This is a genomic window from Streptomyces sp. NPDC050806, from assembly GCF_055586425.1.
Window position 1 is genome coordinate 387,857 of sequence record NZ_JBVJIF010000007.1, and the last position, 25,606, is coordinate 413,462.

Annotated in this window: 26 protein-coding genes; 16 read left to right on the plus strand and 10 right to left on the minus strand. The window is 71.9% G+C overall.

Going from position 1 to position 25,606, the window contains the following annotated elements; all coding sequences use genetic code 11:
• The first annotated feature begins 14 nt into the window (after positions 1-14).
• The 11 genes from ACZ6WH_RS23825 to ACZ6WH_RS23875 all read left to right on the plus strand — a co-directional run bounded on the left by ACZ6WH_RS23825 (position 15) and on the right by ACZ6WH_RS23875 (position 11,676).
• Positions 15-947 carry an N-acetylneuraminate synthase family protein gene (locus tag ACZ6WH_RS23825; protein WP_052863819.1) on the plus strand — a complete coding sequence of 311 codons (933 nt, stop codon included), beginning with the start codon at positions 15-17 and terminating at the stop codon, positions 945-947.
• A complete protein-coding gene (locus ACZ6WH_RS23830) occupies positions 944-2,161 on the plus strand; it encodes a hypothetical protein (protein ID WP_432864637.1) in 1,218 nt (405 codons plus the stop codon). The genes ACZ6WH_RS23825 and ACZ6WH_RS23830 overlap by 4 nt, the downstream gene beginning before the upstream one ends.
• Positions 2,162-2,358: 197 nt before the next feature.
• Positions 2,359-3,597, plus strand: a complete 1,239-nt coding sequence (locus ACZ6WH_RS23835) for an amidohydrolase (protein WP_469730687.1) — start codon at positions 2,359-2,361, stop codon at positions 3,595-3,597.
• Between the two features lie 132 nt (positions 3,598-3,729).
• The gene (locus tag ACZ6WH_RS23840) at positions 3,730-4,764 is read left to right on the plus strand and encodes a BMP family lipoprotein (RefSeq protein ID WP_469730395.1); all 1,035 of its coding nucleotides are present in this window, start codon (positions 3,730-3,732) and stop codon (positions 4,762-4,764) included.
• Between the two features lie 90 nt (positions 4,765-4,854).
• A complete protein-coding gene (locus tag ACZ6WH_RS23845; RefSeq protein ID WP_469730689.1) occupies positions 4,855-6,453 on the plus strand; it encodes an ABC transporter ATP-binding protein in 1,599 nt (532 codons plus the stop codon).
• Positions 6,450-7,556, plus strand: coding sequence for an ABC transporter permease (locus ACZ6WH_RS23850; protein WP_432858206.1), 1,107 nt, complete (start codon positions 6,450-6,452; stop codon positions 7,554-7,556). The genes ACZ6WH_RS23845 and ACZ6WH_RS23850 overlap by 4 nt, the downstream gene beginning before the upstream one ends.
• Complete coding sequence (locus ACZ6WH_RS23855) at positions 7,553-8,848, plus strand: ABC transporter permease (RefSeq protein WP_432858208.1); 1,296 nt, start codon at positions 7,553-7,555, stop codon at positions 8,846-8,848. Before ACZ6WH_RS23850 ends, ACZ6WH_RS23855 begins: the two co-directional genes overlap by 4 nt.
• Positions 8,849-8,885: 37 nt before the next feature.
• Positions 8,886-9,281: a cytidine deaminase gene (locus ACZ6WH_RS23860; RefSeq protein ID WP_432858210.1), complete on the plus strand. Its 396-nt coding sequence runs from the start codon at positions 8,886-8,888 to the stop codon at positions 9,279-9,281.
• Between the two features lie 64 nt (positions 9,282-9,345).
• On the plus strand, positions 9,346-10,623 hold the full coding sequence (locus tag ACZ6WH_RS23865) for a thymidine phosphorylase (protein ID WP_469730398.1): 1,278 nt from the start codon (positions 9,346-9,348) through the stop codon (positions 10,621-10,623).
• A gap of 86 nt (positions 10,624-10,709) precedes the next feature.
• The gene (locus ACZ6WH_RS23870) at positions 10,710-10,952 is read left to right on the plus strand and encodes a hypervirulence associated TUDOR domain-containing protein (protein WP_469730400.1); all 243 of its coding nucleotides are present in this window, start codon (positions 10,710-10,712) and stop codon (positions 10,950-10,952) included.
• Positions 10,953-11,079: 127 nt separating this feature from the next.
• Positions 11,080-11,676: a Uma2 family endonuclease gene (locus ACZ6WH_RS23875; protein ID WP_469730402.1), complete on the plus strand. Its 597-nt coding sequence runs from the start codon at positions 11,080-11,082 to the stop codon at positions 11,674-11,676.
• A gap of 73 nt (positions 11,677-11,749) precedes the next feature.
• Here ACZ6WH_RS23875 and ACZ6WH_RS23880 read toward each other — a convergent pair whose 3' ends face one another.
• A complete protein-coding gene (locus ACZ6WH_RS23880; protein ID WP_469730404.1) occupies positions 11,750-13,069 on the minus strand; it encodes an MFS transporter in 1,320 nt (439 codons plus the stop codon).
• Positions 13,070-13,132: 63 nt separating this feature from the next.
• On the opposite strand from ACZ6WH_RS23880, the gene ACZ6WH_RS23885 reads away from it, so the two are divergent.
• Positions 13,133-14,098 carry a LysR family transcriptional regulator gene (locus tag ACZ6WH_RS23885; RefSeq protein ID WP_469730406.1) on the plus strand — a complete coding sequence of 322 codons (966 nt, stop codon included), beginning with the start codon at positions 13,133-13,135 and terminating at the stop codon, positions 14,096-14,098.
• A gap of 251 nt (positions 14,099-14,349) precedes the next feature.
• Here the strand turns inward: ACZ6WH_RS23885 and ACZ6WH_RS23890 are convergent, their stop codons facing one another.
• Positions 14,350-15,117, minus strand: a complete 768-nt coding sequence (locus ACZ6WH_RS23890) for an alpha/beta hydrolase (protein WP_432858220.1) — start codon at positions 15,115-15,117, stop codon at positions 14,350-14,352.
• Between the two features lie 214 nt (positions 15,118-15,331).
• On the opposite strand from ACZ6WH_RS23890, the gene ACZ6WH_RS23895 reads away from it, so the two are divergent.
• Complete coding sequence (locus tag ACZ6WH_RS23895; protein WP_469730409.1) at positions 15,332-16,465, plus strand: adenosine deaminase; 1,134 nt, start codon at positions 15,332-15,334, stop codon at positions 16,463-16,465.
• A 152-nt stretch (positions 16,466-16,617) separates the two neighbouring features.
• Positions 16,618-16,881: a hypothetical protein gene (locus tag ACZ6WH_RS23900; protein ID WP_361559815.1), complete on the plus strand. Its 264-nt coding sequence runs from the start codon at positions 16,618-16,620 to the stop codon at positions 16,879-16,881.
• A 119-nt stretch (positions 16,882-17,000) separates the two neighbouring features.
• On the opposite strand, the gene ACZ6WH_RS23905 is transcribed toward ACZ6WH_RS23900, so the two are convergent.
• The 5 genes from ACZ6WH_RS23905 to afsQ1 form a co-directional block, all read right to left on the minus strand.
• Positions 17,001-17,204 (minus strand): PspC domain-containing protein, encoded by a 204-nt coding sequence (locus ACZ6WH_RS23905; RefSeq protein ID WP_432858224.1) that lies wholly within the window; start codon positions 17,202-17,204, stop codon positions 17,001-17,003.
• A gap of 60 nt (positions 17,205-17,264) precedes the next feature.
• Positions 17,265-17,771 carry a VanZ family protein gene (locus ACZ6WH_RS23910; protein ID WP_432858226.1) on the minus strand — a complete coding sequence of 169 codons (507 nt, stop codon included), beginning with the start codon at positions 17,769-17,771 and terminating at the stop codon, positions 17,265-17,267.
• A gap of 117 nt (positions 17,772-17,888) precedes the next feature.
• Positions 17,889-18,518 (minus strand): hypothetical protein, encoded by a 630-nt coding sequence (locus ACZ6WH_RS23915; protein ID WP_432858228.1) that lies wholly within the window; start codon positions 18,516-18,518, stop codon positions 17,889-17,891.
• Complete coding sequence (locus ACZ6WH_RS23920; protein WP_469730412.1) at positions 18,515-20,137, minus strand: ATP-binding protein; 1,623 nt, start codon at positions 20,135-20,137, stop codon at positions 18,515-18,517. Before ACZ6WH_RS23920 ends, ACZ6WH_RS23915 begins: the two co-directional genes overlap by 4 nt.
• Entirely contained in the window at positions 20,134-20,811 is a 678-nt protein-coding gene (gene afsQ1, locus ACZ6WH_RS23925) for a two-component system response regulator AfsQ1 (RefSeq protein WP_131124765.1), read from the minus strand. Before afsQ1 ends, ACZ6WH_RS23920 begins: the two co-directional genes overlap by 4 nt.
• Before the next feature lie 250 nt (positions 20,812-21,061).
• Here afsQ1 and ACZ6WH_RS23930 point away from each other — a divergent pair, with 250 nt between their 5' ends.
• Complete coding sequence (locus ACZ6WH_RS23930) at positions 21,062-21,853, plus strand: SigE family RNA polymerase sigma factor (RefSeq protein ID WP_469730415.1); 792 nt, start codon at positions 21,062-21,064, stop codon at positions 21,851-21,853.
• A 160-nt stretch (positions 21,854-22,013) separates the two neighbouring features.
• On the opposite strand, the gene ACZ6WH_RS23935 is transcribed toward ACZ6WH_RS23930, so the two are convergent.
• A complete protein-coding gene (locus tag ACZ6WH_RS23935) occupies positions 22,014-22,643 on the minus strand; it encodes a uridine kinase family protein (protein ID WP_469730417.1) in 630 nt (209 codons plus the stop codon).
• Positions 22,644-22,812: 169 nt separating this feature from the next.
• On the opposite strand from ACZ6WH_RS23935, the gene ACZ6WH_RS23940 reads away from it, so the two are divergent.
• Positions 22,813-23,220, plus strand: a complete 408-nt coding sequence (locus ACZ6WH_RS23940) for a hypothetical protein (protein ID WP_432858234.1) — start codon at positions 22,813-22,815, stop codon at positions 23,218-23,220.
• Between the two features lie 79 nt (positions 23,221-23,299).
• On the opposite strand, the gene ACZ6WH_RS23945 is transcribed toward ACZ6WH_RS23940, so the two are convergent.
• Positions 23,300-24,166, minus strand: a complete 867-nt coding sequence (locus ACZ6WH_RS23945; protein ID WP_469730419.1) for an aldehyde dehydrogenase family protein — start codon at positions 24,164-24,166, stop codon at positions 23,300-23,302.
• The gene (locus ACZ6WH_RS23950) at positions 24,159-25,604 is read right to left on the minus strand and encodes an aldehyde dehydrogenase family protein (RefSeq protein WP_469730421.1); all 1,446 of its coding nucleotides are present in this window, start codon (positions 25,602-25,604) and stop codon (positions 24,159-24,161) included. The genes ACZ6WH_RS23945 and ACZ6WH_RS23950 overlap by 8 nt, the downstream gene beginning before the upstream one ends.
• Between the last annotated feature and the right edge of the window lie 2 nt (positions 25,605-25,606).

Genomic DNA, 25,606 nt, shown 5'->3' on the forward strand with positions numbered 1-25,606 from the left:
AGGAACTCTCCCTCATGACCAGCAACAACCGCCTCCGCACCCTCGGCAACCGGATCGCAGGGCCTGGCCACCCCGTCTACGTCACCGGTGAGATCGGCATCAACCACAACGGAGACCTGGAGAACGCCTTCGCGCTCATCGACGCCGCCGCCGACGCCGGCTGCGACGCCGTGAAGTTCCAGAAGCGCACCCCCGAGATCTGCACCCCCCGCGACCAGTGGGACATCGAGCGCGACACCCCCTGGGGCCGGATGACCTACATCGACTACCGCCACCGCGTGGAGTTCGACGAGGACGGCTACCGCGCCATCGACGACTACTGCAAGAAGCGCAACATCCAGTGGTTCGCCTCCCCGTGGGACGTGGAGTCCGTCGCCTTCCTGGAGAAGTTCGACGTGCCCTGCTACAAGGTCGCCTCCGCCTCGCTGACCGACGACGAGCTGCTGAAGGCCATGCGCGCCACCGGCCGTACGGTCATCCTCTCCACCGGCATGTCCACCCCGAAGCAGATCCGCCACGCGGTCGAGGTCCTGGGCAGCGACAACATCCTGCTCTGCCACGCCACCAGCACCTACCCGGCCAAGGCCGAGGAGCTGAACCTGCGGATGATCAACACCCTGCAGGACGAGTACCCGAACGTCCCGATCGGCTACTCCGGCCACGAGACCGGCCTGCAGACCACCCTCGCCGCCGTCGCCCTCGGCGCCACCTTCGTCGAGCGCCACATCACCCTCGACCGCGCCATGTGGGGCTCGGACCAGGCCGCCTCCGTCGAGCCGCAGGGCCTGACCCGGCTGGTCCGCGACATCCGCACCATCGAGGAGTCCCTCGGTGACGGCGTCAAGAAGGTGTACGAGAGCGAGCTCGGCCCGATGAAGAAGCTCCGCCGCGTCGCGGGCGTCGTCGCCGAGGCCGAGGCCGCCGACCGCGAGCCCGTCTCGGTCTGAGCAGAAAGCGCGACGACACCGTGAGCGCAGCAGACGGGGCCCGGGGCCCTGTCCCCGAGGCCGGGCGTGGGGGCCCGGCCCAGGAGGCGGCGGAAGGCCCTGACTCCCGCAGGGCCGCCCGCCGCACGCGGAGGGGGGAGCCCCGGCAGCACTCGGACGCCACCGGGGCCACCCTCGCCTTCGTCGAGAGCCCCGTGCAGCTGCTCAACGTCCTGGAATGGGCGTACCTGCACCAGGCGACGCAGGCCGGCGAGCTCACCGTCGTCGTGCTCTCCCCGCACGACCCGATGACCCGCGGCCAGCTGCGCCGGATGGCGGAGCTGGCGCGGGACGAGGGGTGCGCGGTCCGCTGGGAGGAGGCGCGCGGCGGCGCGGCCGCCCCCCTGCGGACCATCGGGGGCCTCACCCCGCTGCTGCGCCGCGCCCGCCGCATCGTCATCGGCGACCCGTTCTCGCGCTACGTCCAGCTGCTGCTGACGCTCACCCGGGCGCGGGACCTGGTCGTCGTCGACGACGGCACCGCCACCATGGAGTTCATCTCCCAGCTCGCGCGGGGCGAGCAGCTGGTGCGCTGGCACCGCAGCGGCGGCGGCCGCAGCCCGCGCGACCTGGTCTTCGCGCCGTTCTCCGCGGCGGCGCGCCGCCGGCTCACGCCGGTGCCCGACAGCGACCGCCGTACCGTCGCCGTCTTCTCCTCGATGCCCGTCGAACCCCCGCCGGGCGTCACCGTCACCGCCAACGAGTTCGCCTGGACCCGGGCCCGCTTCGGCCCGCCCCGGCTCACCCGCGGCACCGACATCGTGGGCACCTCCCTGGTCGAGACCGGCGTCGTCGACCCGGACCACTACCTCGCCGCCGTCCGCGCACTGGCCCGTACGCACGGCGCCACCCGCTACTTCGCACACCGCAGGGAGAGCGCCGAGAAGCTGCACGCGCTGGCGGCCGCCACCGGACTGGAGATCGTCCGGCCCGACCTGCCGCTCGAACTGATCGCCCGGCGCGGGCCCATAGGACGGATGATCCTCAGCTTCCCGTCCACCGTGGTGCACACCCTGCCGCTCGCGCTGGTCGGCACCGGGGTCAAGGTCGCGGTCTGCGACGTGGACCCCGCCTGGCTCACCACCAAGGCCTCGCCGCGCGCCCAGGGTTTCCTCTCCGGCGTCACCGGAACCGCCCGTGACGTGCAGCGACTCACCTTCGCCGGGTCCTGCTGACGGGCGCGTGCACAGGGCCGGTCCACAAGATCGGGGTTTGGGATTCGCCAGTACGTGAAACCCTACGTCATACCCCCTTGATGACCTGTCCATGCGCCGGGCGGCCTAGATTGTCTTCCCCTAACGGGCTGAACTTTTGTTGATCGACGGACAGTTGCCCCGCCCGGCACCGTAACCTTCAGCGGGTGAACCAACTGATGTCCCGCGGACCCGAAGCCGATGCCAGCCCCGCACGGGGAACCCTGCCCGGAGCGCTCACCGAGGAGTTGCGCGCCGAACTCATCGCCTTCCGGCGGGACTTGCACATGCACCCGGAGCTCGGAAACCAGGAGTTCCGCACCACCGCCGCGCTCAAGGCGCGACTGGAGAAGGCCGGCCTGGCCCCCCGCGTCCTGGACACCGGTACCGGCCTGATCTGCGACATCGGCCGGGAACCGGGTACGACGCCGGACGCCGGGCGCCCCATGCTCGCGCTGCGGGCCGACATCGACGCGCTGCCCATCCCGGACACCAAGACCGTCGACTACCGCTCGACGGTGCCCGACCGCGCCCACGCCTGCGGCCACGACGTGCACACCACCGTCGTGCTCGGAGCCGGGCTGGTCCTCGCCGACCTCGCGGCGCGCGGCCTGCTGCCCGGCCCGGTGCGGCTGCTGTTCCAGCCCGCCGAGGAGGTGCTGCCCGGCGGCGCCACCGACGCCATCGACTCCGGGGTGCTGGAGGGCGTCGGCCGCATCCTCGCCGTGCACTGCGACCCCAAGGTCGACGTGGGCCGGATCGGGCTGCGCACCGGCCCGATCACCTCCGCCTGCGACCGGCTGGAGGTCGCGCTGGAGGGCCCCGGCGGCCACACCGCGCGGCCGCACCTGACCACCGACCTGGTCACCGCCGCGGCCCGGGTCGCGGTCGACGTGCCCGCGCTGATCGCCCGCCGGGTCGACGCCCGGGCCGGCCTCGCCGTGACCTGGGGCCGCCTGGAGACCGGCCACGCGTGCAACGTCATCCCGCAGCGCGCCGAGCTGTCCGGCACCGTCCGCTGCCTGGACCTGGAGGCCTGGCGGCAGGCCCCGGACCTGGTGTACTCCGCGATCGACGAGGTCGCCACGCTGCACCGTGCCAAGTCCCAGATCACGTACGTGCGCGGGGTGCCGCCGGTGGTCAACGAGCCGCTCACCACGCAGCTGCTGCAGAACGCCATGGCGGCCCGGCGCGGCCCGGATTCGGTCGAGGACACCGAGCAGTCCCTCGGCGGCGAGGACTTCTCCTGGTACCTGGAGAAGGTGCCCGGCGCGATGGCCCGGCTGGGCGTGAAGCCGGTCGGCGACCCGGTCGGACGCGACCTGCACCAGGGCGACTTCGACGTCGACGAGGAGGCGGTCCGGGTGGGCGTGGAGCTGTTCACAGCCGCCGCGTTGCTCGACCGTAACGCGCTGTAGACCCAGCCGTAGGACCCGCTTCGCGACGATCCGATAACGGCTTCCAGACACCCCTTTCTCTGGCATCTACGCGCGTTACGATGCGGCGGAATCAGCGCCGTAGGAGGCGCTACGAGTCGAAGGGGACCCCTCGTGCGCCGGGTAACCAAGATCGCTGCCGCGGGCATAGCCTCCGCGGCTCTCGCTCTCTCGCTCACCGCCTGTGGCGAATCCTCCACCGAGGCCGCCGGCAAGGACAAGGGCGTCGGCCTCGCGTTCGACGTCGGCGGCCGGGACGACCACTCGTTCAACGAGGCGGCGGCCCGCGGCACCGACAAGGCCGAGCAGGAGCTGGGCGTGAAGTCCAAGCTCATGACCGCCAAGAACGGCGAGACCGAGGCCGACCGCGAGCAGCGGCTGACCTCCCTCGCCGAAGCCGGCTTCAACCCCGTCATCGGCGTCGGCTTCAACTACGGCAACTCCATCAACAAGGTCGCGAAGAAGTTCCCGAAGACCACCTTCGCCGTGGTGGACGCGCCGTCCACCGCCAAGAACGTCTACGGCATCAACTTCACCGAGAACGAGGGCTCCTACCTCGCCGGCGTGGCCGCGGCGCTGAAGACCAAGACCAAGAAGGTCGGCTTCATCGGCGGCGTGAACAACGCGCTGATCCAGAAGTTCCAGGCCGGCTTCGAGCAGGGCGTCAAGGACACCGACCCCAAGGTCAAGGTCACGGCGCAGTACCTCTACGCCAACGACGACAAGGGCTTCAACGACCCGGCCGCCGCCAAGGGCAAGGCCAAGGGCATGCTCGACGACGGCAAGGACGTCATCTACACCGCAGCGGGCCAGTCCGGCGCCGGTTCGATCGAGATGGTCGCCGGCACGAAGGGCGCCTGGGCCATCGGCGTGGACTCCGACCAGTACGCGCAGCCGGGCCTGGCCAAGTACAAGGACCACATCCTCACCTCCGTGGTGAAGAACGTCGACGTGGCGGTCTACGACGTGATCAAGAGCGTCGAGGACGGCAAGCCGCTGACCGGCACCGCCCACCTCACGCTCAAGCAGCAGGGCGTCAAGCTGGCCACCTCCGGCGGCTTCATCGACGACATCAAGGGCAAGCTCGACGAGGCGGAGAAGAAGATCGTCAAGGGAGACGTCAAGGTCTCCGAGACGCCCGCCAAGTAAGAGCCAGCCAGGGGCTCCACGAGCCCGGTACGGGGGCGGGGCCGTCCCGGCCGCCCCGCCCCCGCTCCTTCTCTCCGAGGAGAGTGCGCCATCACAGCGTCCAGCAGCCCTCCGGCGGAGCGGGCCCCCGCAGCGGCCCCCGCCGTCGAACTCCGCGGCATCACCAAGCGGTTCCCCGGCGTCGTCGCCAACCACGACATCGACATCACCGTCCGGCGCGGCACCGTGCACGCCCTGGTCGGCGAGAACGGTGCGGGCAAGTCCACCCTGATGAAGATCCTCTACGGCATGCAGAAGCCGGACGAGGGCACCATCACCACCGACGGCGAGCAGGTCTCCTTCGCGAGCCCGGCCGACGCCATCGCCCGCGGCATCGGCATGGTGCACCAGCACTTCATGCTCGCCGACAACCTCACCGTCCTGGAGAACATCGTCCTGGGCGCCGAGAAGCTGCACGGCATCGGCCCGGCGGCCCGCGCGGCCGTCCTGGCGGTCTCCGACCGGTACGGCCTGAACGTACGGCCCGACGTCCTGGTCGAGGACCTGGGCGTCGCCGACCGGCAGCGCGTGGAGATCCTCAAGGTCCTCTACCGCGGCGCCCGTACGCTCATCCTCGACGAGCCGACGGCGGTGCTGGTCCCGCAGGAGGTCGACGCGCTCTTCGACAACCTGCGCGAACTGAAGGCCGAGGGCCTGACGGTCATCTTCATCTCGCACAAGCTGGGCGAGGTCCTCTCCGTCGCCGACGACATCACCGTCATCCGGCGCGGCACGACCGTCGCCTCCGTGGTGCCGGCCGGCACCACCCCCAAGCAGCTCGCCGAGCTGATGGTCGGCAGCGAACTGCCCTCGCCGGAGACCCGCGAGTCCACCGTCACCGACACCCCGATGCTGACGGTCGACGGGCTGCACCTGAGCGCCACCGACCCCGACGGCGTCGTGCGCGCCGTCCTGGACGGCATCGGCTTCACCATCCACAAGGGCGAGGTCCTGGGCGTCGCCGGCGTGGAGGGCAACGGCCAGGCCGAGCTGGTCGAGGCCATCATGGGCATGCGCGACCCGGACGGCGGCACCATCACGCTGGACGGCGCGGACATCAGCCACGCGCCCACCCGCAAGCGGCGCGAGGACGGCATCGGCTACGTCCCCGAGGACCGGCACCGGCACGGCCTGCTCCTGGAGGCCCCGCTCTGGGAGAACCGCATCCTCGGCCACGTCACCGAGAAGCCCAACTCCAGGGGCCGGCTGCTGGACCTCAAGGCGGCCCGCGCCGACACCGGGCGGATCGTCACCGAGTACGACGTGCGCACCCCCGGCATCGAGGTCACCGCGGCCTCGCTCTCCGGCGGCAACCAGCAGAAGCTGATCGTCGGCCGCGAGATGAGCCACCACCCCAAGCTGCTGATCGCGGCGCACCCCACGCGCGGCGTGGACGTCGGCGCACAGGCGCAGATCTGGGACCAGATCCGCGAGGCCCGGCGCGAGGGCCTGGCCGTGCTGCTGATCTCCGCGGACCTGGACGAGCTGATCGGCCTGTCCGACACCCTGCGGGTGATGTACCGGGGCCGGCTGGTCGCGGACGCCGACCCCGCCACCGTCACCCCCGAGGAGTTGGGCTCGGCCATGACCGGCGCCGCCAGCGGCCACCTGGAGCACGTCGAGGACGCGGAAGGGGGCGACCGGGAGTGAAGAAGATCGACCGTACGAAGCTCACCCTGGGCATCGCCGCACCGGCGCTCGCCATCGTCGCGGCCCTGCTCATCACCTCGGTGATCATCCTGGCCACCGGAAAGGACCCGCTCCACGCCTACACCGTGATGGCGGACTTCGGCTCCAAGAGCGACAGCCAGGTCTGGATCATCAACAAGGCGGTGCCGTACTACCTCTCCGCGCTGGCCGTGGCCATCGGCTTCCGGATGAACCTCTTCAACATCGGTGTGGACGGCCAGTACCGCATCGCGGCCTTCTTCGCCGCGGTCGTCGGCGGCGCGCTCACTCTCCCCGGCTTCCTCCAGATCCCGCTGATCATCATCGTGGCGATGCTGGTCGGCTCGGCCTGGGCGGGCATCGCGGGCGTACTGAAGACCACCCGCGGGGTCAGCGAGGTCATCACGACCATCATGCTGAACTCCATCGCGGCCGCAGTGATCGGCTACTTCCTCCAGGACGGCCGGCTCGCGGTGAAGGACGGCAACCTCTTCCACACCCCGGACCTGCCGGCCTCCAGCCACTTCTTCACCATCCCGACCCAGCCCGACCCGCTCGACGGCTTCCTCGTCGTCGCGGCCGTCGCCGGCCTCGCGTACTGGTTCGTCCTCGGCCGCACCCGCTTCGGGTTCGACCTGCGGACCGTCGGGCAGTCGGAGTCCGCCGCGCAGGCCGGCGGCGTCAGCGTGAAGCGCATGGTCGTCACGTCCATGCTGCTCTCCGGCGCGGCGGCCGGTCTGATCGGCATGCCGACGCTGCTCGGCGTCTCGTACAACTACGGCACCGACTTCCCCGTCGGCATCGGCTTCACCGGCATCGCCATCGCGCTGCTCGGCCGCAACCACCCCCTCGGCATGGCCGCCGGCGCGCTGCTGTGGGGCTTCCTGGAACGCACCGGCACCCAGCTGGAGTTCGAGGACTACGAGCAGGAGATCGTCGGCGTGATGCAGGGCGTCATCGTCCTGTGCGTGGTCATCGCCTACGAGGTCGTACGCCGCTACGGCCTGCGGATCCAGCAGCGCAAGGTCGGCGAGGAACTCGCCGCGCAGGCCCGCAAGACCGACAAGGCGGAGGTGTCCGCGTGAGCCAGAACCTCACGGCCCCGGTCGCGAAGGACCCCGGCGGCAACGGCGGCCGGCTCGCCGCCGCCCGCTCGAAGCTGACCTACCCCAAGGTCCTGCTGATCCTCGCGGGCGCCCTCGTCCTGCTCTCCCTGCTCCGCGTCGTCACCGGCGCCACCGACCTCACCGGCTCCGGCCAGTACACCGCGGCCCTCAACGCCGCCGTGCCGATCGGCCTCGCGGGCCTCGGCGGCCTGTGGGCCGAGCGCTCCGGCGTCATCAACATCGGCCTCGAAGGCATGATGATGCTCGGCGCGTTCTCGGCCGGCTGGGTCGGCTGGGAGTACGGGCCCTGGGCGGCGGCGCTGGCCGGCGTCATCGGCGGCGCGCTCGGCGGCCTGATCCACGCGATCGCCACCGTCACCTTCGGCGTCGACCACATCATCTCCGGCGTCGCCGTCAACATCATGGCGCTGGGCCTCACCCAGTTCCTGGCCAAGCTGTGGTTCGGCGCGGAGGGCAGCGCGGCGGCGCAGGCGGGCGGCAACGACAAGCAGTCCCCGCCGATGGACGACATGCCGACCTTCACCGTCCCCGGACTCTCGGACTGGCTGCTCTCCATCGAGAAGCACCACTGGTTCCTCGTCTCCGACCTGGCCGGCATCCTCGGCTCGCTGGTCACCAACGTCTCCTGGCTCACCGTGCTCGCCGCGGTCGTCTTCGCCGCCAGCTTCTTCGTCCTGTGGCGCTCGTCCTTCGGACTGCGGCTGCGGTCCTGCGGCGAGAGCCCGGTCGCGGCCGAGTCGCTGGGCGTCAACGTCTACACGTACAAGTACGCGGCCGTGCTGGTCTCCGGCGCGCTGGCCGGTCTTGGCGGCGCGTTCCTCGCCATCTACGTGCACATCTACCAGGACGGCCAGACCGGCGGCCGCGGCTACATCGGCCTCGCCACCATGATCTTCGGCAACTGGCGGCCCGGCGGCGTCGCCATGGGCGCGGGCCTCTTCGGCTTCATGGACGCCTTCCAGCTGCGCGGCGGCGGCACCACCGTGCACGCGCTGCTGCTCCTGCTCGCCGTGCTGCTCGTCGGCCTGGCGATCTGGAAGCTGCGCGGCGGCCACCGCGTCCAGGGCGTCGTCAGCATCGTCGTCGCCGTCCTGCTCGCCCTCTGGTACGCCACGACCGACACGGTCCCGCTGGAAATCGTCTCCGTGGCGCCGTACATCGCTACGCTGCTGGTCCTGTCGCTGGCCGCCCAGCGACTGCGGGCACCGAAAGCCATCGGCAAGGCGTACCGAAGGGGTCAGGGCAAGTGACGAACGAGGTCTGTGAAACCCGAGGGGGCCGGGACACGTGACCGACGCTCCCGACTGGGAGAAGCTGCGCGAGCGGGCCCGGGACGCGATGTCCCGGGCCTACGCGCCCTACTCCGGCTACCCCGTCGGTGCGGCGGCCCTCGTGGACGACGGCCGCACCGTCACCGGCTGCAACGTCGAGAACGCCTCGTACGGCCTCGGCCTGTGCGCCGAATGCGGCCTGGTCTCCGAGCTGTTCGCGACCGGCGGCGGCCGGCTCACCGCGTTCGCGTGCGTGGACCGGTACGGCAAGGTGCTGATCCCCTGCGGCCGCTGCCGCCAGCTGCTGTTCGAGCACGGGGGACCGGACCTGCTGGTCGACACCGAGGCCGGGATCCGGCCGTTGAACGATCTCCTTCCGGACGCGTTCGGGCCGGAACACCTGACCCGCTGAACCGTTCCCCGCACCCTTTCTATGCGTGTAGACATAGGGGAGCACCCGTGGAAAGGAACGCTCGATGGACGCCATCTCCGTCATCCGCGCCAAGCGCGACCGCGCCGAACTGACCGACGACCAGATCGACTGGATCATCGACGCGTACACCCGCGGCGAGGTCGCCCACGAGCAGATGTCGTCCCTCGCCATGGCGATCCTCCTCAACGGCATGAACCGCAAGGAGATCGCCCGCTGGACCGCCGCGATGATCAACAGCGGTGAGCGGATGGACTTCTCCTCCCTCGCCCGCCCCACCGCCGACAAGCACTCCACAGGCGGCGTCGGCGACAAGATCACCCTCCCGCTGGCCCCGCTCGTCGCCGCCTGCGGCGCCGCCGTACCCCAGCTCTCCGGCCGCGGCCTCGGCCACACCGGCGGCACCCTGGACAAGCTGGAGGCCATCCCCGGCTGGCGCGCCGACCTCACCAACGACGAGCTGCTCGCCGTCCTCGGCGACGTCGGCTCCGTCATCTGCGCGGCGGGTGCGGGGCTCGCCCCCGCCGACAAGAAGCTCTACGCGCTCCGCGACGTCACGGGCACCGTCGAGGCGATCCCCCTGATCGCCTCCTCCATCATGTCCAAGAAGATCGCCGAGGGCACCGGCTCCCTGGTCCTGGACGTCAAGGTCGGCTCCGGCGCCTTCATGAAGAACCTCGACGACGCCCGCGAACTCGCCTCGACCATGGTCGGACTCGGCACCGACCACGGCGTACGCACCTCCGCGCTCCTCACCAACATGGCCACCCCCCTCGGCCTGACCGCGGGCAACGCCCTGGAGGTACGCGAGTCCGTCGAAGTCCTGGCCGGCGGCGGCCCCGCCGACGTCGTCGAACTGACCCTCGCGCTCGCCCGCGAGATGCTCACCGCGGCCGGCCTCCCCGACGCCGACCCGGCCAAGGCGCTCGCCGACGGCTCCGCGATGGACCACTGGCGCCGGATGATCCTGGCCCAGGGCGGCGACCCCGACGCGCCCCTCCCGGCCGCCCGCGAGCAGCACGTCGTGAACGCCGCCACCTCCGGCGTCCTCACCACCCTCGACGCCTACGCCGTGGGCCTGGCCGCCTGGCGCCTCGGCGCAGGCCGCGCCCGCAAGGAGGACCCGGTACAGGCCGGCGCCGGCGTCGAACTCCACGCCAAGCCCGGCGACGCGGTGCGCGCCGGCGAGCCCCTGCTCACCCTGCACACCGACACCCCGGAGAAGTTCGCCGCCGCCATCGAGGCCCTCGACGGCGGCGTACTGATCGCCCCGCCCGGCACGGACTTCACCCCGGACCCGATCGTCCTGGACCGCATCGCCTGACGCTCCCCGCGCCGCGGAAAGGCGGGCGTGCCCCACGAGGGTGCGCCCGCCGCGCGCTTCCCGCCCTCCGGTGGTCTCCTGGCCGCATGGCCAAAAAGAACCAGAGGAAGAGCGAGTCCGGCGGCCTCCGCAAGGGCGACAAGGTCACCTGGAAGTCGCACGGCGGCGAGGCCGTCGGCGAGGTCGAGAAGAAGATCACCCACCGCACCGAGGAAGCCGGCCGCACGGTCGACGCCTCCCCGGACGACCTCCAGTACAAGGTCCGCAGCGAGAAGTCCGGCGGCTCCGCTGTGCACAGGCCCGAGGCCCTGAAGAAGAAGGGCAAGTGAGTGTCGGCCAAGCAGAAACGTGCCGCCTGACCTGCGGTTGCCTCGTATGGGCGAACGAGATCGGTGGACCGGTTCGGGTCCTGTTCGGCATGCTGGGATCGGTGACGTACCGATAGAGGAGACCGCCATGAGCGCACTCACCGTCGACCACACGCCGGACAACGGCCCGACGTGGGACGACCTCGTCCGTGCCTGGGAGCAGGCGGACGTACCCGAGGGCTGGAAGGTGGAGATCATCGAGGGGATCGTCACCGTGTCGCCACCGCCCGGCAGCAACCACAACTTCATCGCCGAGAAAATCCACCGCCGCCTGTACTCCGTGCTTCCGGAAGACTGGGGCGTCTACCAGACTCTCGGGACGGGAATTCCGATGCGCCGGGGGTGCTACATCCCCGACCTCGCCGTGGTGCCCGACGACGATGTCCTCGGTGCAAGCCCCGACCGCTACGTCCCGGCATCTTCCGCCAAGCTGATCGTCGAGGTCACGTCCCAGTCGAACGCGAGCAACGACCGGATCGCCAAGGCCGCGGGATACGCCCGGGCCGGTGTTCCGCTGTACCTGCTCGTCGACCGCTGGGCCCCGGCAGGGCCGGTGATCACGCTCTACGGTGAGCCGTCGGACGACGTGTACCGCGTCCTGTGGAGCGGCAAGTTCGGTGATCAGGTCGAGCTTCCGGCGCCGTTCGAGGTCACCCTCGACACAGGAATCTTCCCGGTCGACTGACGCTGCGCAAAGGCGAAGGGGCCGTCCCGCCAGGACAGGTGGCGGGGCGGCCCCTTCGGGCTGTGGTGCCGCGTTACGCGGCCTTCTGCATCTGGAGGACGCGGCGTTCCGCGACCGCCTTGCGCGTGGCGTACAGGGTGACGGCCGCCGCCGCGACCATCGCCAGCAGGCCGAGGGCGACCGTGGCCGCCCAGCCACCGGCGTGGAAGGCCAGCGCGCCGAGCGCACCGCCCGCGCTGGAGCCGATGTAGTACGCGCTCTGGTACAGCGCCGACGCCTGCGCACGGGCTGTCTTGGCCGTGCGGCTGACCGCCGAGGACGCCACCGCGTGGCCCGCGAAGAAGCCGGCGGTGATCAGGACCAGGCCGAGGACCACCAGGATCAGCACGTCCGCCAGCGACAGCAGCAGGCCCGCCGCCGTCGTGCCGACGGCCAGGTACAGCGCCCCGCGCCGACCCGTCCGGCCGACCAGACGCCCGGCCGCCGCCGAGGAGACCGTGCCGACGAGGTAGACCAGGAAGACCGAGCCCGCGATGCCCTGCGGCAGCGAGAACGGCTCGCCGACGAGGCGGTACCCGATCACCGTGTAGACCGCGCCGAAGACCGTCATGAAGAGCGCGCCGATGGCGTACAGGCGGCAGAGCAGCGGGTCGGAGAGGTGCCCCAGGATGGTCCTGCCGAGCGCCTTGGGGCCGACCGCCTTCGGGACGAAGTGCCGCGCCTTCGGCACCATCAGCCGGAAGACCACCGCGCAGATCACGGCCATCGCGCCGACCGCGGCCAGCGCCGCACGCCAGCCCCAGGCCTGGGCGACCCAGCCGGTCACGATCCGGCCCGACATGCCGCCGATGCTGTTGCCCGCGACGAACAGCCCCACCGCGGCGACCAGCGCCTTGGCCCGTACCTCCTCGGCCAGGAAGGCCATCGCCGAGGCCGGCACGCCGGCCAGCGCCACGCCCTGGACGGCGCGCAGGGCGATCAGTACGCCGAGGGAGGGCGCGAACGGCACCAGCATCGCCACCACGGCGGCGACGCTCAGCGACACCGTCATCATCGTGCGGCGGCCGAACCGCTCCGAACAGGCACTCAGCGGCAGCACCGCGAGCGCCAGACCGAAGGTCGCCGCGGACACGGTCCAGCTGGCCTGGTCCGGCGTCACCCCGAGGTCGTCGGAGATGGCGGGCAGCAGCGCCTGCGTGGAGTAGAGGAGGGCGAAGGTCGAGATGCCGGACGCGAAGAGCGCGAAGCTCATCCGGCGGTAGCCGGGGCCCCCGGGCCGCAGCTTGCCGGCCTCGGGGTCGGCGGCGGCCGTGGCGGAATCGACGGTGGTGGACGACTGGGCAGAGGCGTCCGCGCGGGTGGTGGCGGACGCCCTGGTATCAGCGGAGGGCATGACCCGAACGTACGACCGCCGCAGTTCATGCGTCCAATGCATCGAAACGCCATAATCGATTCCATGCCGCATGACTACAGCTCACAGCGTCCTCTGTTGCAGCTTCGCAACAGAAAAGACACCCCGGATTCGTCCTGGGCGGCGGTGCTGGCACCTCGCCTCGCCCAGTTCGAGGCGGTGGCCCGGCACGAGCACGTGACCCGCGCCGCGTACGAGCTGGGCATGCCGCAGCCGACGCTCAGCCGCGCGATCGTCCGCCTGGAGGAGGAGCTGGGCGTCGCGCTCTTCGCCCGGCACGGCCGGACGCTGTCCCTCAGCCCCGCGGGCCGCGCCTTCCTCGCCTCCGTGGAGCGCGCGCTGAGCGACATCGAGCGCGCCGCCGAGTCCGTACGCGCCGACGCCGACCCGGCCGCCGGGAAGGTCGCCTTCGGCTTCCTGCACACCCTCGGCTCCGAGACCGTACCGGGCCTGCTGCGCGCCTTCCGCGCCGACCACCCCAAGGTCCGCTTCCAGCTCGTGCAGACCTACGGCGAGGCCATGCTCGACCGGCTGCGCGCCGGCGATCTGGACCTCTGCCTGACCTCCCCGGTGCCGGACGCGCCCGAACTGGTCGCCCGCCGCCTGGACGAGCAGAAGCTCCGCCTGGTCGTGCCCGACGACCACCCGCTCGCCGTCCGCAAGCGCATCCGGCTCGCCGAGGCCGCCGACGAGCTGTTCGTCACCCTCGAACCCGGCTTCGGACTGCGCCGCATCACCGACGCCCTGTGCGCCGAGGCCGGCTTCACCCCGAAGGTCGCCTTCGAGGGTGAGGAGGCCGAGACGCTGCGCGGCCTGGTCGCGGCGGGCCTGGGCGTCGCCCTGCTGCCGCCCCCGCCGGTCCCGCGCCCCGGCGTCGTCGAACTGACCGTCACCGCGCCCCGCGCCGTCCGCGAGATCGGCGTCGCCTGGCTCGACGGCCACGTGGACACCCCACCCGTGGCCGCCTTCAAGAAATTCCTCCTGAGCAGGCGGGGGCAGCTGCTGAACTGAGGGGCGGGGGAGGGGTGGCGGGGAGTGGGGTGGTAGGGGTGGCGGGGCCGGGGTGGCGGGGACGGCTCGCGTGTTTCCTGGCAGGGCCCCTCCCTCTCCCCGCAAGGCCAAGTCCCCCGGAAGCCCGGTGACCGAGGCCCCTCCCCCACCTCCGCCACACTGCTCCCGAAGCTACCGGCACCCACTGACAATCCGGCCCGAGCGGCTGCTGACCTCGGCCCGAGCCGCTCACCCCGGCGGCCCGGGTCGCCTCATCTCCCCAGCGTCGCCCCGAAGCCCGCCGCCAGAGGCATGCGCAGGCCCAGTGGCGGGGGTGCGGCCATGGCGTCCTGGACGGGGCGGGAGTAGCCGCGGTGGAAGAGGGAGCCGAGGACGAAGTCGGTGGTGAGGGAGCGGAGTTCGGCGCGGTGCTGGTGCAGTCCGTGGCCGTCGGAGTGGACCTCGAAGCGGCAGGTGTCGCGGTTGATCTTCTTGGCGCGCTCGGCGTAGCGGAAGGAGAGGTCGGGGTCGATACGCGCGTCGTTGGTGCCGTGCACCAGCAGTACGCGCCGGCCGACCAGTTGCTTCACCGGGTCGGCCGGCGCCGCGGCCGGGAGCCAGGGGGCGATGCCCAGGACGGAGTTGACCGCCGGGTGGCCGGCGGCGAGCAGCGCGGCCCGGGCGCCCGTGCCCGTACCGATCAGGCAGACCGGTACGTCGCCGTACCGGCGGACGACCTCGGTCACCGCCCACTCCGCGTCCGCCGCCGGGTGGGCCGCCTCGCCGTTCCAGCCGCGGCAGCGGAAGTGCAGGACATGGGTGGTCAGCCCGTGTCCGCGGCCGGCCCGCGCCAGCGCCGTCGCCAGTGAGCGCGCCGCCAGCGCGGCCGCCGGCGAGATCCGCGCGGTGCTCGTCTCGCAGCCCTCGGGCAGTAATACGGCGACCGCGTTCACCGCGCCGTCCGCCGTCCCCGTACCCGTCCCCGAGCCCAGTCGTTTCCCCAGCCGGGCCGTACGCCCGGACACCGATCGGCCATCCATGGGCAGAACGATGGCAGAACGGGGGTCGGTGGCCCACCCCGTGTACGGGTCACTGTTCCGTATCGGTGCTGGACGGCGGTCCGGCGGCGGTGCCCGCGGCCGTAGGGCAGTCGTACGGGCGTGCCGGGGAAGTCCGTACGGGGCGGCCGGGACGGGCGGGAGATGCGGCCGGATCTCTAGTGCGTTCTACGCGCGTAGGGGCTACAGTGCGGCAATGACGAGCGAGACCACCAACCTCCCGACCGCAGAGCAGATCCGCCGCGCGCCGAAGGTGCTCCTCCACGATCACCTCGACGGCGGTCTGCGCCCCGCCACGATCGCCGAGCTCGCCCGCGAGAACGGGTACGACGGCCTTCCCGAGACGGACCCGGAAAAGCTCGGCATCTGGTTCCGCGAGGCCGCCGACTCCGGTTCGCTGGAGCGCTACCTGGAGACCTTCGCGCACACCTGCGCCGTCATGCAGACCCGCGACGCGCTGGCCAGGGTGGCCGCGGAGTGCGCCGAGGACCTGGCCGCCGACGGCGTCGTCTACGCCGAGGTCCGGTACGCCCCCGAACAGCACCTGGAGAAGGGGCTGAGCCTCGAAGAGGTCGTCGAGGCGGTCAACGAGGGCTTCCGGGAGGGCGAACGGCGGGCGCGCGCCAACGGCCACCGCATCCGCGTCGGCGCGCTGCTCACCGCGATGCGGCACGCGGCCCGCGCCCTGGAGATCGCCGAACTGGCCAACCGCTACCGCGACCTGGGCGTGGTCGGCTTCGACATCGCGGGCGCCGAGGCGGGCTACCCGCCCACCCGCCACCTGGACGCGTTCGAGTACCTCAAGCGCGAGAACAACCACTTCACCATCCACGCGGGCGAGGCGTTCGGGCTGCCGTCCATCTGGCAGGCGCTCCAGTGGTGCGGCGCCGACCGGCTCGGCCACGGCGTGCGGATCATCGACGACATCCAGGTCGACGACGGTGAGGTGAAGCTGGGCCGGCTGGCGTCGTACGTACGCGACAAGCGCATCCCGCTGGAGATGTGCCCGACGTCCAACCTGCAGACCGGCGCGGCCACTTCCTACGCCGAGCATCCGATCGGGCTGCTGCGCCGGCTGCAGTTCCGGCTGACCGTGAACACCGACAACCGGCTGATGTCCGGGACGAGCATGTCGCGCGAATTCGAGCACTTGGTGGAGACGTTCCGGTACACGTTCGACGACATGCAGTGGTTCACCGTCAATGGAATGAAGAGCGCCTTCCTTCCTTTTGATGAACGTCTGGCCATGATCAATGACGTGATCAAGCCCGGTTACGCCGAACTGAAGTCGGAATGGCTCTTCCCGAAGGGGCACGCGGACTCGGCGTGAGCAGGGCATCCTGACGCTCGGTGAGGCGCTGGGGCGGAGGGCGCCACGCGGCTCGTACGGCGGCGAACCGGGCATGTGGGATGTTTGCGGCTCCGGCGATCATGTCTTTAGCGTCGGGTGCCGACAAACCCCCGTCACGAGGACAAAAGTTGATGAAGCAGGGAACCGTCAAGATCATCGGTGCCGCGGCCCTCGGTGCCGCCATCGCCGCCACCGCGGCCGGGACTGCCTCCGCCGCCACCGCGGCCGAGCCGGTCACCGGTGCCGCCAGCGGTGCGCTGCAGAGCGTCACCGGCAAGGCCGCGCCGGCCTCCGACGAAGGCGGCCAGACGAACGCCAAGGGCAACCTCCTCGGCGGCCTGCCGACCGGCGGCGTCACCAAGGCCGTGGGTGGCGGCCTCCCGCTCGGCGGCTGAGACACCGCGTACCACCGCGCCCCGGTCCGTACGGATGCGTACGGACCGGGGCGCGCTGCGTGCCGGCGGGCGCCGGGCGGGCGGCCGGTGCTCCCGGCCGGCCCGCCGCGGCGCGCGGCTCACCAGGCCTCGCTGTACTTCTTCTCCGACGGCAGAAAGACCCACAGGGCCAGGTAGACCAGGAACTGGGGACCGGGCAGCAGACACGACAGCACGAAAATCACGCGCATCGTCGTCGGTGTCGTGCCGAAGCGCCGGGCCAGACCCGCGCAGACTCCGGCGATCATCCTGTTGTTGCGGGGGCGGACAAGTGCGGCGGCCATGGGGCTCGACTCCTCGGTTGGTCTCCGGGCCCGCTTCCGGTGCGACCCGATGCCTCCACGCTAGGTGCGTGAGCCGGACAGTACGTCGGCCTGCCGAGCGATCCCGACCCTGGCGATCGTCGGGGTCCGCCCCCGCCGTGGGTCATCCCGGCGGCGTAGCCGGGCCCTGACCACAGGGACGACCACCAGGTGCGCCAGGGCGACCCCGAGCGTGTTCAGCAGCACCACGTCCACGTCCGGCACCCGCCCCGGCACCGTGCTCTGGAGCAGCCCGACGGCGAAGGCGATCATCGCGCCCGTGAAGACGGTACGGGTGAAGGAGCCCAGCGCCGAGGCGGTGAGCCGGCCGCCGGCCATCGGGAGCAGTACGCCCAGGGGCGCCATCAGGAGGACCGCGCCGCCCAGCTGGTGCGCGGCCTCCCACGGGCCCAGCGCCAGCGCCGTACGGATCGTCTCCAGCGGCCGGAGGTTCGCCTCGGGCACCCAGGGCACCGCCCGTGGTCGCAGCGTCAGCGAGTAGACGACCGACAGATGCGCCAGAAGAAGCACGAAGCCCGCGGCGCGCATACGGAAACCGGCCGTCGTGCCGGGGCCATGATGCTGCACACCCGCCCAGACGCCGTGACCGGCGGCGGCGGTTCCGTGCGGGCCGTCACAGCGGTCCGGCGGGCGCCGGGCGGGGGCTCAGCCCTTGTCCGCGGCCGGCTCGCTGCTCCAGGCGGCGTTCCGGGCGGTGTCCGGATGGCGGAGGACGGCGTCGGAGCAGTCGTAGTGGCGCGGCGCCGCGTCGTCCGGGCCGCCGAGCACCGCGGCCCGCTTCCCGTCCACCGGCATCCGCGTCCCGTACGTGCACACCAGCTGTGCGAGCGCGAACGACGGCAGGTCCTCCGGGCGGGTGTTCAGCCGCAGCGCGTCCTCGGGATCGCCGTCCCGCGGCCCGGACACCGTCAGGTCCTCCGGCACGGCCGTCTCGAAGCCCGCCAGGGCCTCGCCGGGCGCCGGCTGCTGCCGCAGCTCGGTCAGGAGCGTACGGGCCATCTGGGGCCGGTCCTCGGCCGTACCGGCCTTGGGCAGCGACACGGTCCGCTCCACCGGCACCAGCCCCGAGCTGCACACCAGGTAGATCCTGACCGGCACCCCGACCGGCACCTCCGGCACGCCGGCCGCGTCCTGGGCCTTGCAGCTCACCCGTGAGGGCGCGCCGCCCGCGTCGACCGGTACCGACGTACCGCGGATGCCGCAGCCCGCGACGGCGGCGAGCAGGGCGAGCGCCGCGGTGGTCCGCCGGGCCGCCCGGCCCGTGGCCCGCCTCATCGCTCGCCCTCCGCCGCCGGGCCGTCGCCGTCGCCCTCGCCGGTCCGCTGCCGCGCCTCGGTGGCCGTCCCCGGGCCGGAGCCGTTCTCCGTGTCGGGGCCGTCGTCGCCGCCCTCCGTGAGCCGTGAGGCGTCCCTCGGGAGGCGCAGCGTGAAGACCGCGCCGCCCTCGTGGGAATTGGCTGCCGTGATCTCGCCGCCGTGGATGTGCGCGTTCTCCATCGCGATGGACAGGCCCAGGCCCGAGCCCTCGGACCGGGGGCGGGACGCGCTCGCCTTGTAGAAGCGGTCGAAGACGTGCGGCAGCACTTCTTCGGGGATGCCGGGGCCGTGGTCCCGTACGCGGATGAGCAGCCGGTCGCCGTCCGCGCCGGATTCCGTACGGACCGAGACCCGTACCGGCGAGCCGCCGTGCTTGAGCGCGTTGCCGATGAGGTTCGCCAGGATCACGTCGAGGCGGCGAGGGTCGAGCCGCGCCATGATGCCGCGCTCGGCGTCCAGCTCCACCGCGTCGAGCCAGGCGCGCGCGTCGATGCACGCGGTCACCTGGTCCGCGACGTCCACGTCGTCCAGGACCAGCCGGGCCGTCCCCGCGTCAAAACGGGTGACCTCCATCAGGTTCTCCACCAGGTCGTTCAGCCGCCGGGTCTCGCTGACCACCAGCTGCACCGCGGGCGCGATCATCGGGTCCAGCGCGTCGGCCTCGTCCTCCAGGACCTCCGTCACGGCCGTGATCGCGGTCAGCGGCGTCCGCAGCTCGTGCGACATGTCCGCGACGAACCGCCGCGAGGACGCCTCCCGCGTGCTCAGCTCCTCCACCCGCTGCTGGAGCCGCTCGGCGGTCCGGTTGAAGGTACGGGAGAGATCGGCCAGCTCGTCCGTGCCGGTCACCCGCAGCCGGGTGTCCAGCTTGCCCTCGCCCAGCTCGCGCGCGGCGGTGCCGAGCCGCTGCACCGGGCGCAGCACGGTCGTCGCCGCGGCCTGCGCCAGCAGCGCCGAGCCGACCAGGGCCAGCAGCGTGGCCACGCCCAGCGACCAGGCGAGCGAGTTCAGGTCCTGCCGCTCGGTGGCCAGCGACTTGAGCATGTACCCCGTCGGGCCGCCGCCGTTCAGCCGCGCGCCCGCCACGAAGTACGGGTTGTCCTCGATCTCCTGCCGCTGCCAGTACAGGTGGTACGGCGCCTGGTTCGACGCGTCCACGGGGCGCCGCTGCTCCACGGCCTTCTGGAGCGTCTTCGGCACGGTCTTCAGGTTGAGCAGGTCACGGTCGGTGGTGGCGGTGCAGGTCGTGCCCGCGCCGTCCTCGGCGAGCAGCAGCACGTCGTAGTTCTGCGGACCGGCGGCCATCCGGCGCGCGGCGTCCCGCAGTTCCCCGCAGGCCGGGTGGAGCGGCAGCGACCGCGTACGCTCCGCCAGCTGGGTACGGAAGTCCTTCAGCGCGGCGTTCTGCGTACGGTCCAGCACGGTGTTGCGGTTGAGCCAGTACGCGATCCCGGAGGCGGAGACCGCCGCGGTCAGCGCCACCAGCGCGAAGACCACCACCAGCCGGAGCCGCAGGCTGGTCCAGCGCAGCAGGCCGGACGCCACGCCGCGCAGCCGGCCCGCGGCCGGTTCGCTCACTGCGGGGTGTCCAGCCGGTAACCGACCCCGCGGACCGTGCGGATCAGCGTCGGCGAGGACGGCACGTCCTCCACCTTGGCCCGCAGCCGCTGCACACAGGCGTCCACCAGGCGCGAGTCACCCAGGTAGTCGTGCTCCCACACCAGGCGGAGCAGCTGCTGTCTGGACAGCGCCTGGCCGGGCCGGCGGCTCAGCTCCAGCAGCAACCGCAGCTCGGTCGGTGTGAGTTGCAGGTCCTCGCCGTTCTTGGTGACGGTCATCGCCGAACGGTCGATGACCAGCGAGCCGAACGTCGCCGAGTCGCTCGACTCGCGTTCGCCGCGCCGCAGGACCGCCCGGATCCGGGCGTCCAGCACCCGCCCCTGCACCGGCTTGACGACATAGTCGTCCGCACCGGACTCCAGTCCGACGACCACATCGATGTCGTCGTTGCGCGCGGTCAGCAGGATGATGGGCAGTTGGTCCGTACGGCGGATCCGCCGGCACACCTCGAAACCGTCGATCCCCGGCAGCATCACGTCCAGGACGATCAGGTCGGGGCGCTGCTCACGCAGCAGTTTCAGGCCGTCCTCGCCCGTCGCCGCGGTCACCACACGGTGACCCTGGCGGGACAGCGAGAGTTCGAGGGCCGTGCGGATGGCGTCGTCGTCCTCGATCAGCAACAGGAAAGGCACGTGCGCCATTCTGGCGCATGGCGCGGCCGGACTTCGACCGGCGGCGGCCGTCCACCCTCTCCGCACGCGCCCCACCCGCCCCGGCGTACGCCGCGAGCAGGCGCTGTGAACCTCACGCGGCCCCCTGTGACAGGGCTGTGACAGTCGGCGGACAACGCGATGAAACTGCCGCGGCAGAGTTTCTGGCACCGGGTGAGAACGGCCCGGAACCGCAGATGAACGAGCCGGCTCAACCGACGGGGGGCGCGAGATGAACACACTGCACAGCACCGCCAACAGCGCAGTAATCACGCGTCTCCACGATGTCGTGCGGGCCGGGGAGAAGTCCGGTGCCGTGAGCGGGCGGGGGTGCGCTCGCGGCACCGGGCGTCAGCGTCAGGCCGCGTTCTTCGCGACGCCGGTCGAGGCCGTTGACACCGTCGTGGGGACCGCGGCTCCGGCCGCGGACGGGGGAAGCGACGGGGGACGCACGTACGGGGAGGCCACGGAGGAGCGGAGCGCCGCGCCGGCGGCGGTGGACAGTGAAGCCGAGTTCACCGCCTACGTCCAGGAGCGCCGCGCCTCCCTGTACGCCACCGCCTACCACCTGACCGGCGACCGCCACGAGGCCGAGGACCTGCTGCAGAGCGCACTGTTCTCGACCTACCGGGCGTGGGACCGGATCAGCGACAAGGGGGCGGTCGGTGGGTACCTGCGCCGCACGATGACCAACCTGCACATCAGTGCCTGGCGTCGGCGGAAGCTGAACGAGTACCCCACCGAGGAACTGCCGGAGACGGCCGGTGACCACGACGCGATGCGCGGCACCGAGCTGCGTGCCGTGCTGTGGCAGGCGCTGGTCAAGCTGCCCGAGACGCAGCGCACGATGCTCGTCCTGCGCTACTACGAGGGCCGGACGGACCCGGAGATCGCCGACATACTGAACATCAGCGTCGGCACGGTGAAGTCGAGCATCTGGCGTTCGCTGCGGCGGCTGCGCGAGGACGACGTCCTCAGCTTCGGCCGCGACCAGGAGGAATCCTTCGGCGAGCTGGTGGCCTGAGGGCGGGGACCCACGGGGGAAGCGGTCCGGGGGGACCGCGGTACGGGGGGGACACGGGGGAAACGCAGGGGGAACGGGGAAGAGGAAGCGGGAACCGGCAGGCGGGGGGTCTGCCGATTCCCGCTTCTTCGTGCGTGGCGCGGGCGAACGTGCTTCCGCGTCAGCTCCGTACGGGGTCGGAGGCGTCGGCGCCCACCGACGCTATGCGGGCCAGTGCCTCGGCCTTCACGCAGGCGTACGCGCCCAGGGCGGTCTGCCGGGCCACCACCGTCCGCTCGGCGCGCAGCAGCCGCAGTCCCCGGCGCACCAGGACCCCGGCGGGCTTGCGGCCCTCGCGCAGGTCGCGCAGCAGCCGCCGCCGGAAGGTCGTGGCCGGTCTGCCGCGCAGGCACAGCGCGTCGGCCAGCACGCCCGCGGTCCGGCAGGCCGCGACGATCTCCGCGGCGAAGATGCCCTCGGCGATGAACAGCGGCGCGCCCGCCAGTTCCAGCTTCTCCTCGCCGGTCCGGGCGCTCGCGGCGAGGTCGTACACGGGGACGGCCGTGCGGCCCGTACGGCACAGCTCCTCGATCGCGGTGACCGCGGTGGCCGCGTCCCAGGACAGTGGCGAGTCCCAGTCGGTGGCGCCGTCCGGGAGCAGCGGCAGGGAGGCGTCCGTGACCTCCTTGTAGAAGTCGTCGAGGCGCAGCACGGGCAGGCCGGTGCGGGCGGCGAGGGAGGACTTTCCGGAGCCGGAGGGGCCGGTCAGCAGGATGACGCGGGCGGGCGGCGCGCTGGGGAGAAAGCTCACGGGCACTCATTGTCCCGCATTCGCCCGTGTGAGCTACCCCAGCCGTACAAGGTGGAATGTGGACACATCAGTCAACTACGCTGCGCATCCGACCCATTACAGACAATCGGCTCACCGGCGGCGGTGCGGCGGTCGGTGCCGCCGCGACGGACTCCACAGGCAGGTGCTCATGGCCTCTCACGCACGTCTTCCCCAGCAGAGCCGTACGGCGCGCGGGCTGCTGCGCGCCGGGCTCGCGGTGTCCATGGCGGGCGCCGCGCTGGCCACCGGCGCGTCGACCGCCACGGCCGCCGACGGGAAGTCGGATCCCGCGAGCCTGGAGGACATCCGGGCGGCCACCGGCGCCACGGTCGGCGCGCTCCAGCAGGCCACCAGTAGTGGCCTCGGCACGGTGAAGACCCTCCACCTCAACCCCCTCTCCGGCACCGGCAGCGACCCGACGGACAACGCCGTCGGCACCCAGATCGCCGACTTCAAGCCGATCAGCACAGCGGGCCTGACCGCGCCGCTGTCCAGCGGCGCGGCGCTGGGTCAGCTGCCCGTCGTGGGCGCGGTGACGCAGGCTCTGCCCGGGTAGGCCCCCGGACGTACGACAGGGGCGCCCGCGGCCGTCCGTACGGCTCGCGGGCGCCCCTGTGGCGCGTGCTGCGGCGGGATCAGACGCCCATCGGGTGCCAGACCGTCTTGGTCTCCAGGAAGGCCAGCATGCGGTCCGTGCCGGGGTCGGCGGCCCAGTCCACAGCCTGTGGACGGCGTACGCGCTTGAGGTTGTCGGCGGCCGCCGTCTCCAGCGCTGCCGCCTCCTCCGCGTCGCCCGCCACGCCCGCGAGGTCGAGCGCGTTGACGTCCTGGTGCGCGGCCAGCGGCCCGGCGATCTCCGCCGTACGGCCCGACAGCACGTTCACCACACCGCCCGGCAGGTCGGAGGTGGCCAGCACCTCGGCCAGCGACAGGGCCGGCAGCGGCGCCTTCTCCGAAGCGGCCACCGCGACGGTGTTACCGGTCACGATCGCCGGCGCGATCACCGACACCAGCCCCAGGAACGAGGACTCCTGCGGCGCCAGCACGGCCACCACACCGGTCGGCTCGGGCGTGGAGAGGTTGAAGTACGGGCCCGCGACCGGGTTCGCGCCGCCCGCGACCTGGGCGATCTTGTCGGACCAGCCCGCGTACCAGACCCACCGGTCGATCGCCGCGTCCACCTGCGCCGCCGCCTTGGACTTCGACAGCCCCTCGGCGTCGGCGACCTCCGCGGTGAACTGCTCCCGGCGGCCCTCCAGCATCTCCGCGATCCGGTACAGGATCTGGCCGCGGTTGTACGCGGTCGCGCCCGACCAGCCGCCGAACGCCTTACGGGCCGCGACGACCGCGTCCCGGGCGTCCTTGCGGGAGGACAGCGGGGCGTTGGCGAGCCACTTGCCCTTTGAGTCCGACACCTCGTACACCCGCCCGCTCTCGGACCGGGGGAACTTGCCCCCGATGTACAGCTTGTAGGTCTTGAGCACGCTCAGACGATCAGACATTGAGGTACGCCTCCAGACCGTGCCGGCCGCCCTCGCGGCCGAAGCCCGACTCCTTGTAGCCGCCGAAGGGCGACGCCGGGTCGAACTTGTTGAACGTGTTGGACCAGATGACGCCCGCGCGCAGCTTGCCCGCCATCCACAGGCTCCGGGAGCCCTTCTCGGTCCAGATGCCCGCCGACAGGCCGTACGGCGTGTTGTTCGCCTTGGCCACGGCCTCCTCCGGCGTACGGAAGGTCAGTACGGACAGCACCGGGCCGAAGATCTCCTCGCGGGCGATGCGGTGGGCCTGCGTGACGCCGGTGAACAGGGTCGGCGCGAACCAGTACCCCTCGCCGGGCAGTTCGCAGGACGGCGCCCAGCGCTCGGCGCCCTCGGCCTCGCCCGCCTCGGCGAGCGCCTTGATCCGGGCCAGCTGCTCGGCGGAGTTGATCGCGCCGATGTCGGTGTTCTTGTCCAGCGGGTCGCCGACGCGGAGCGTCGCCATCCGCCGCTTGAGCGCGTCCAGCACCTCGTCCTGGACCGACTCCTGGACCAGCAGCCGGGAGCCCGCGCAGCAGACGTGGCCCTGGTTGAAGAAGATGCCGTTGACGATGCCCTCGACGGCCTGGTCGATCGGGGCGTCGTCGAAGACGATGTTCGCGGCCTTGCCGCCCAGCTCCAGGGTGAGCTTCTTGTCCGTGCCCGCGACCGTACGGGCGATGGCCTTGCCGACCTCGGTGGAGCCGGTGAAGGCGACCTTGTTCACATCCGGGTGCGCGACCAGCTCGGCGCCGGTGGAGCCGTCGCCGGTCAGGATGTTGACGACGCCCTTGGGGAGGCCCGCCTGGCGGCAGACGTCCGCGAAGAACAGCGCGGAGAGCGGCGTGGTCTCGGCGGGCTTCAGGACCACGGTGTTGCCGCAGGCCAGCGCCGGGGCGATCTTCCACGCCAGCATCAGCAGCGGGAAGTTCCAGGGGATGACCTGGCCCGCCACGCCCAGCGGCTTCGGGTCGGGCCCGAGACCCGCGTGGCCGAGCTTGTCCGCCCAGCCCGCGTAGTAGAAGAAGTGCGCGGCGACCAGCGGCAGGTCGGAGTCGCGGGACTCCTTGATCGGCTTGCCGTTGTCCAGCGACTCCAGCACCGCCAGCTCGCGCGAGCGCTCCTGGATCAGCCGCGCGATGCGGAAGAGGTACTTGGCGCGCTCGGCGCCGGGCAGCGCCGACCACTTCTCGAACGCCTTGCGGGCGGCCTTCACGGCGCGCTCGACGTCGGCGGTGCCGGCCTGGGCGACCTCGGAGAGGACCTCCTCGTTCGCGGGCGAGACGGTCTTGAAGACCTTGCCGTCGGCCGCCTCGGCGAACTCGCCGTCGATGAACAGCCCGTAACTCGGCGCGATGTCGACGACCGCGCGCGACTCCGGCGCGGGTGCGTACTCGAAAGCCTGCTTTTCCACTGCCATGG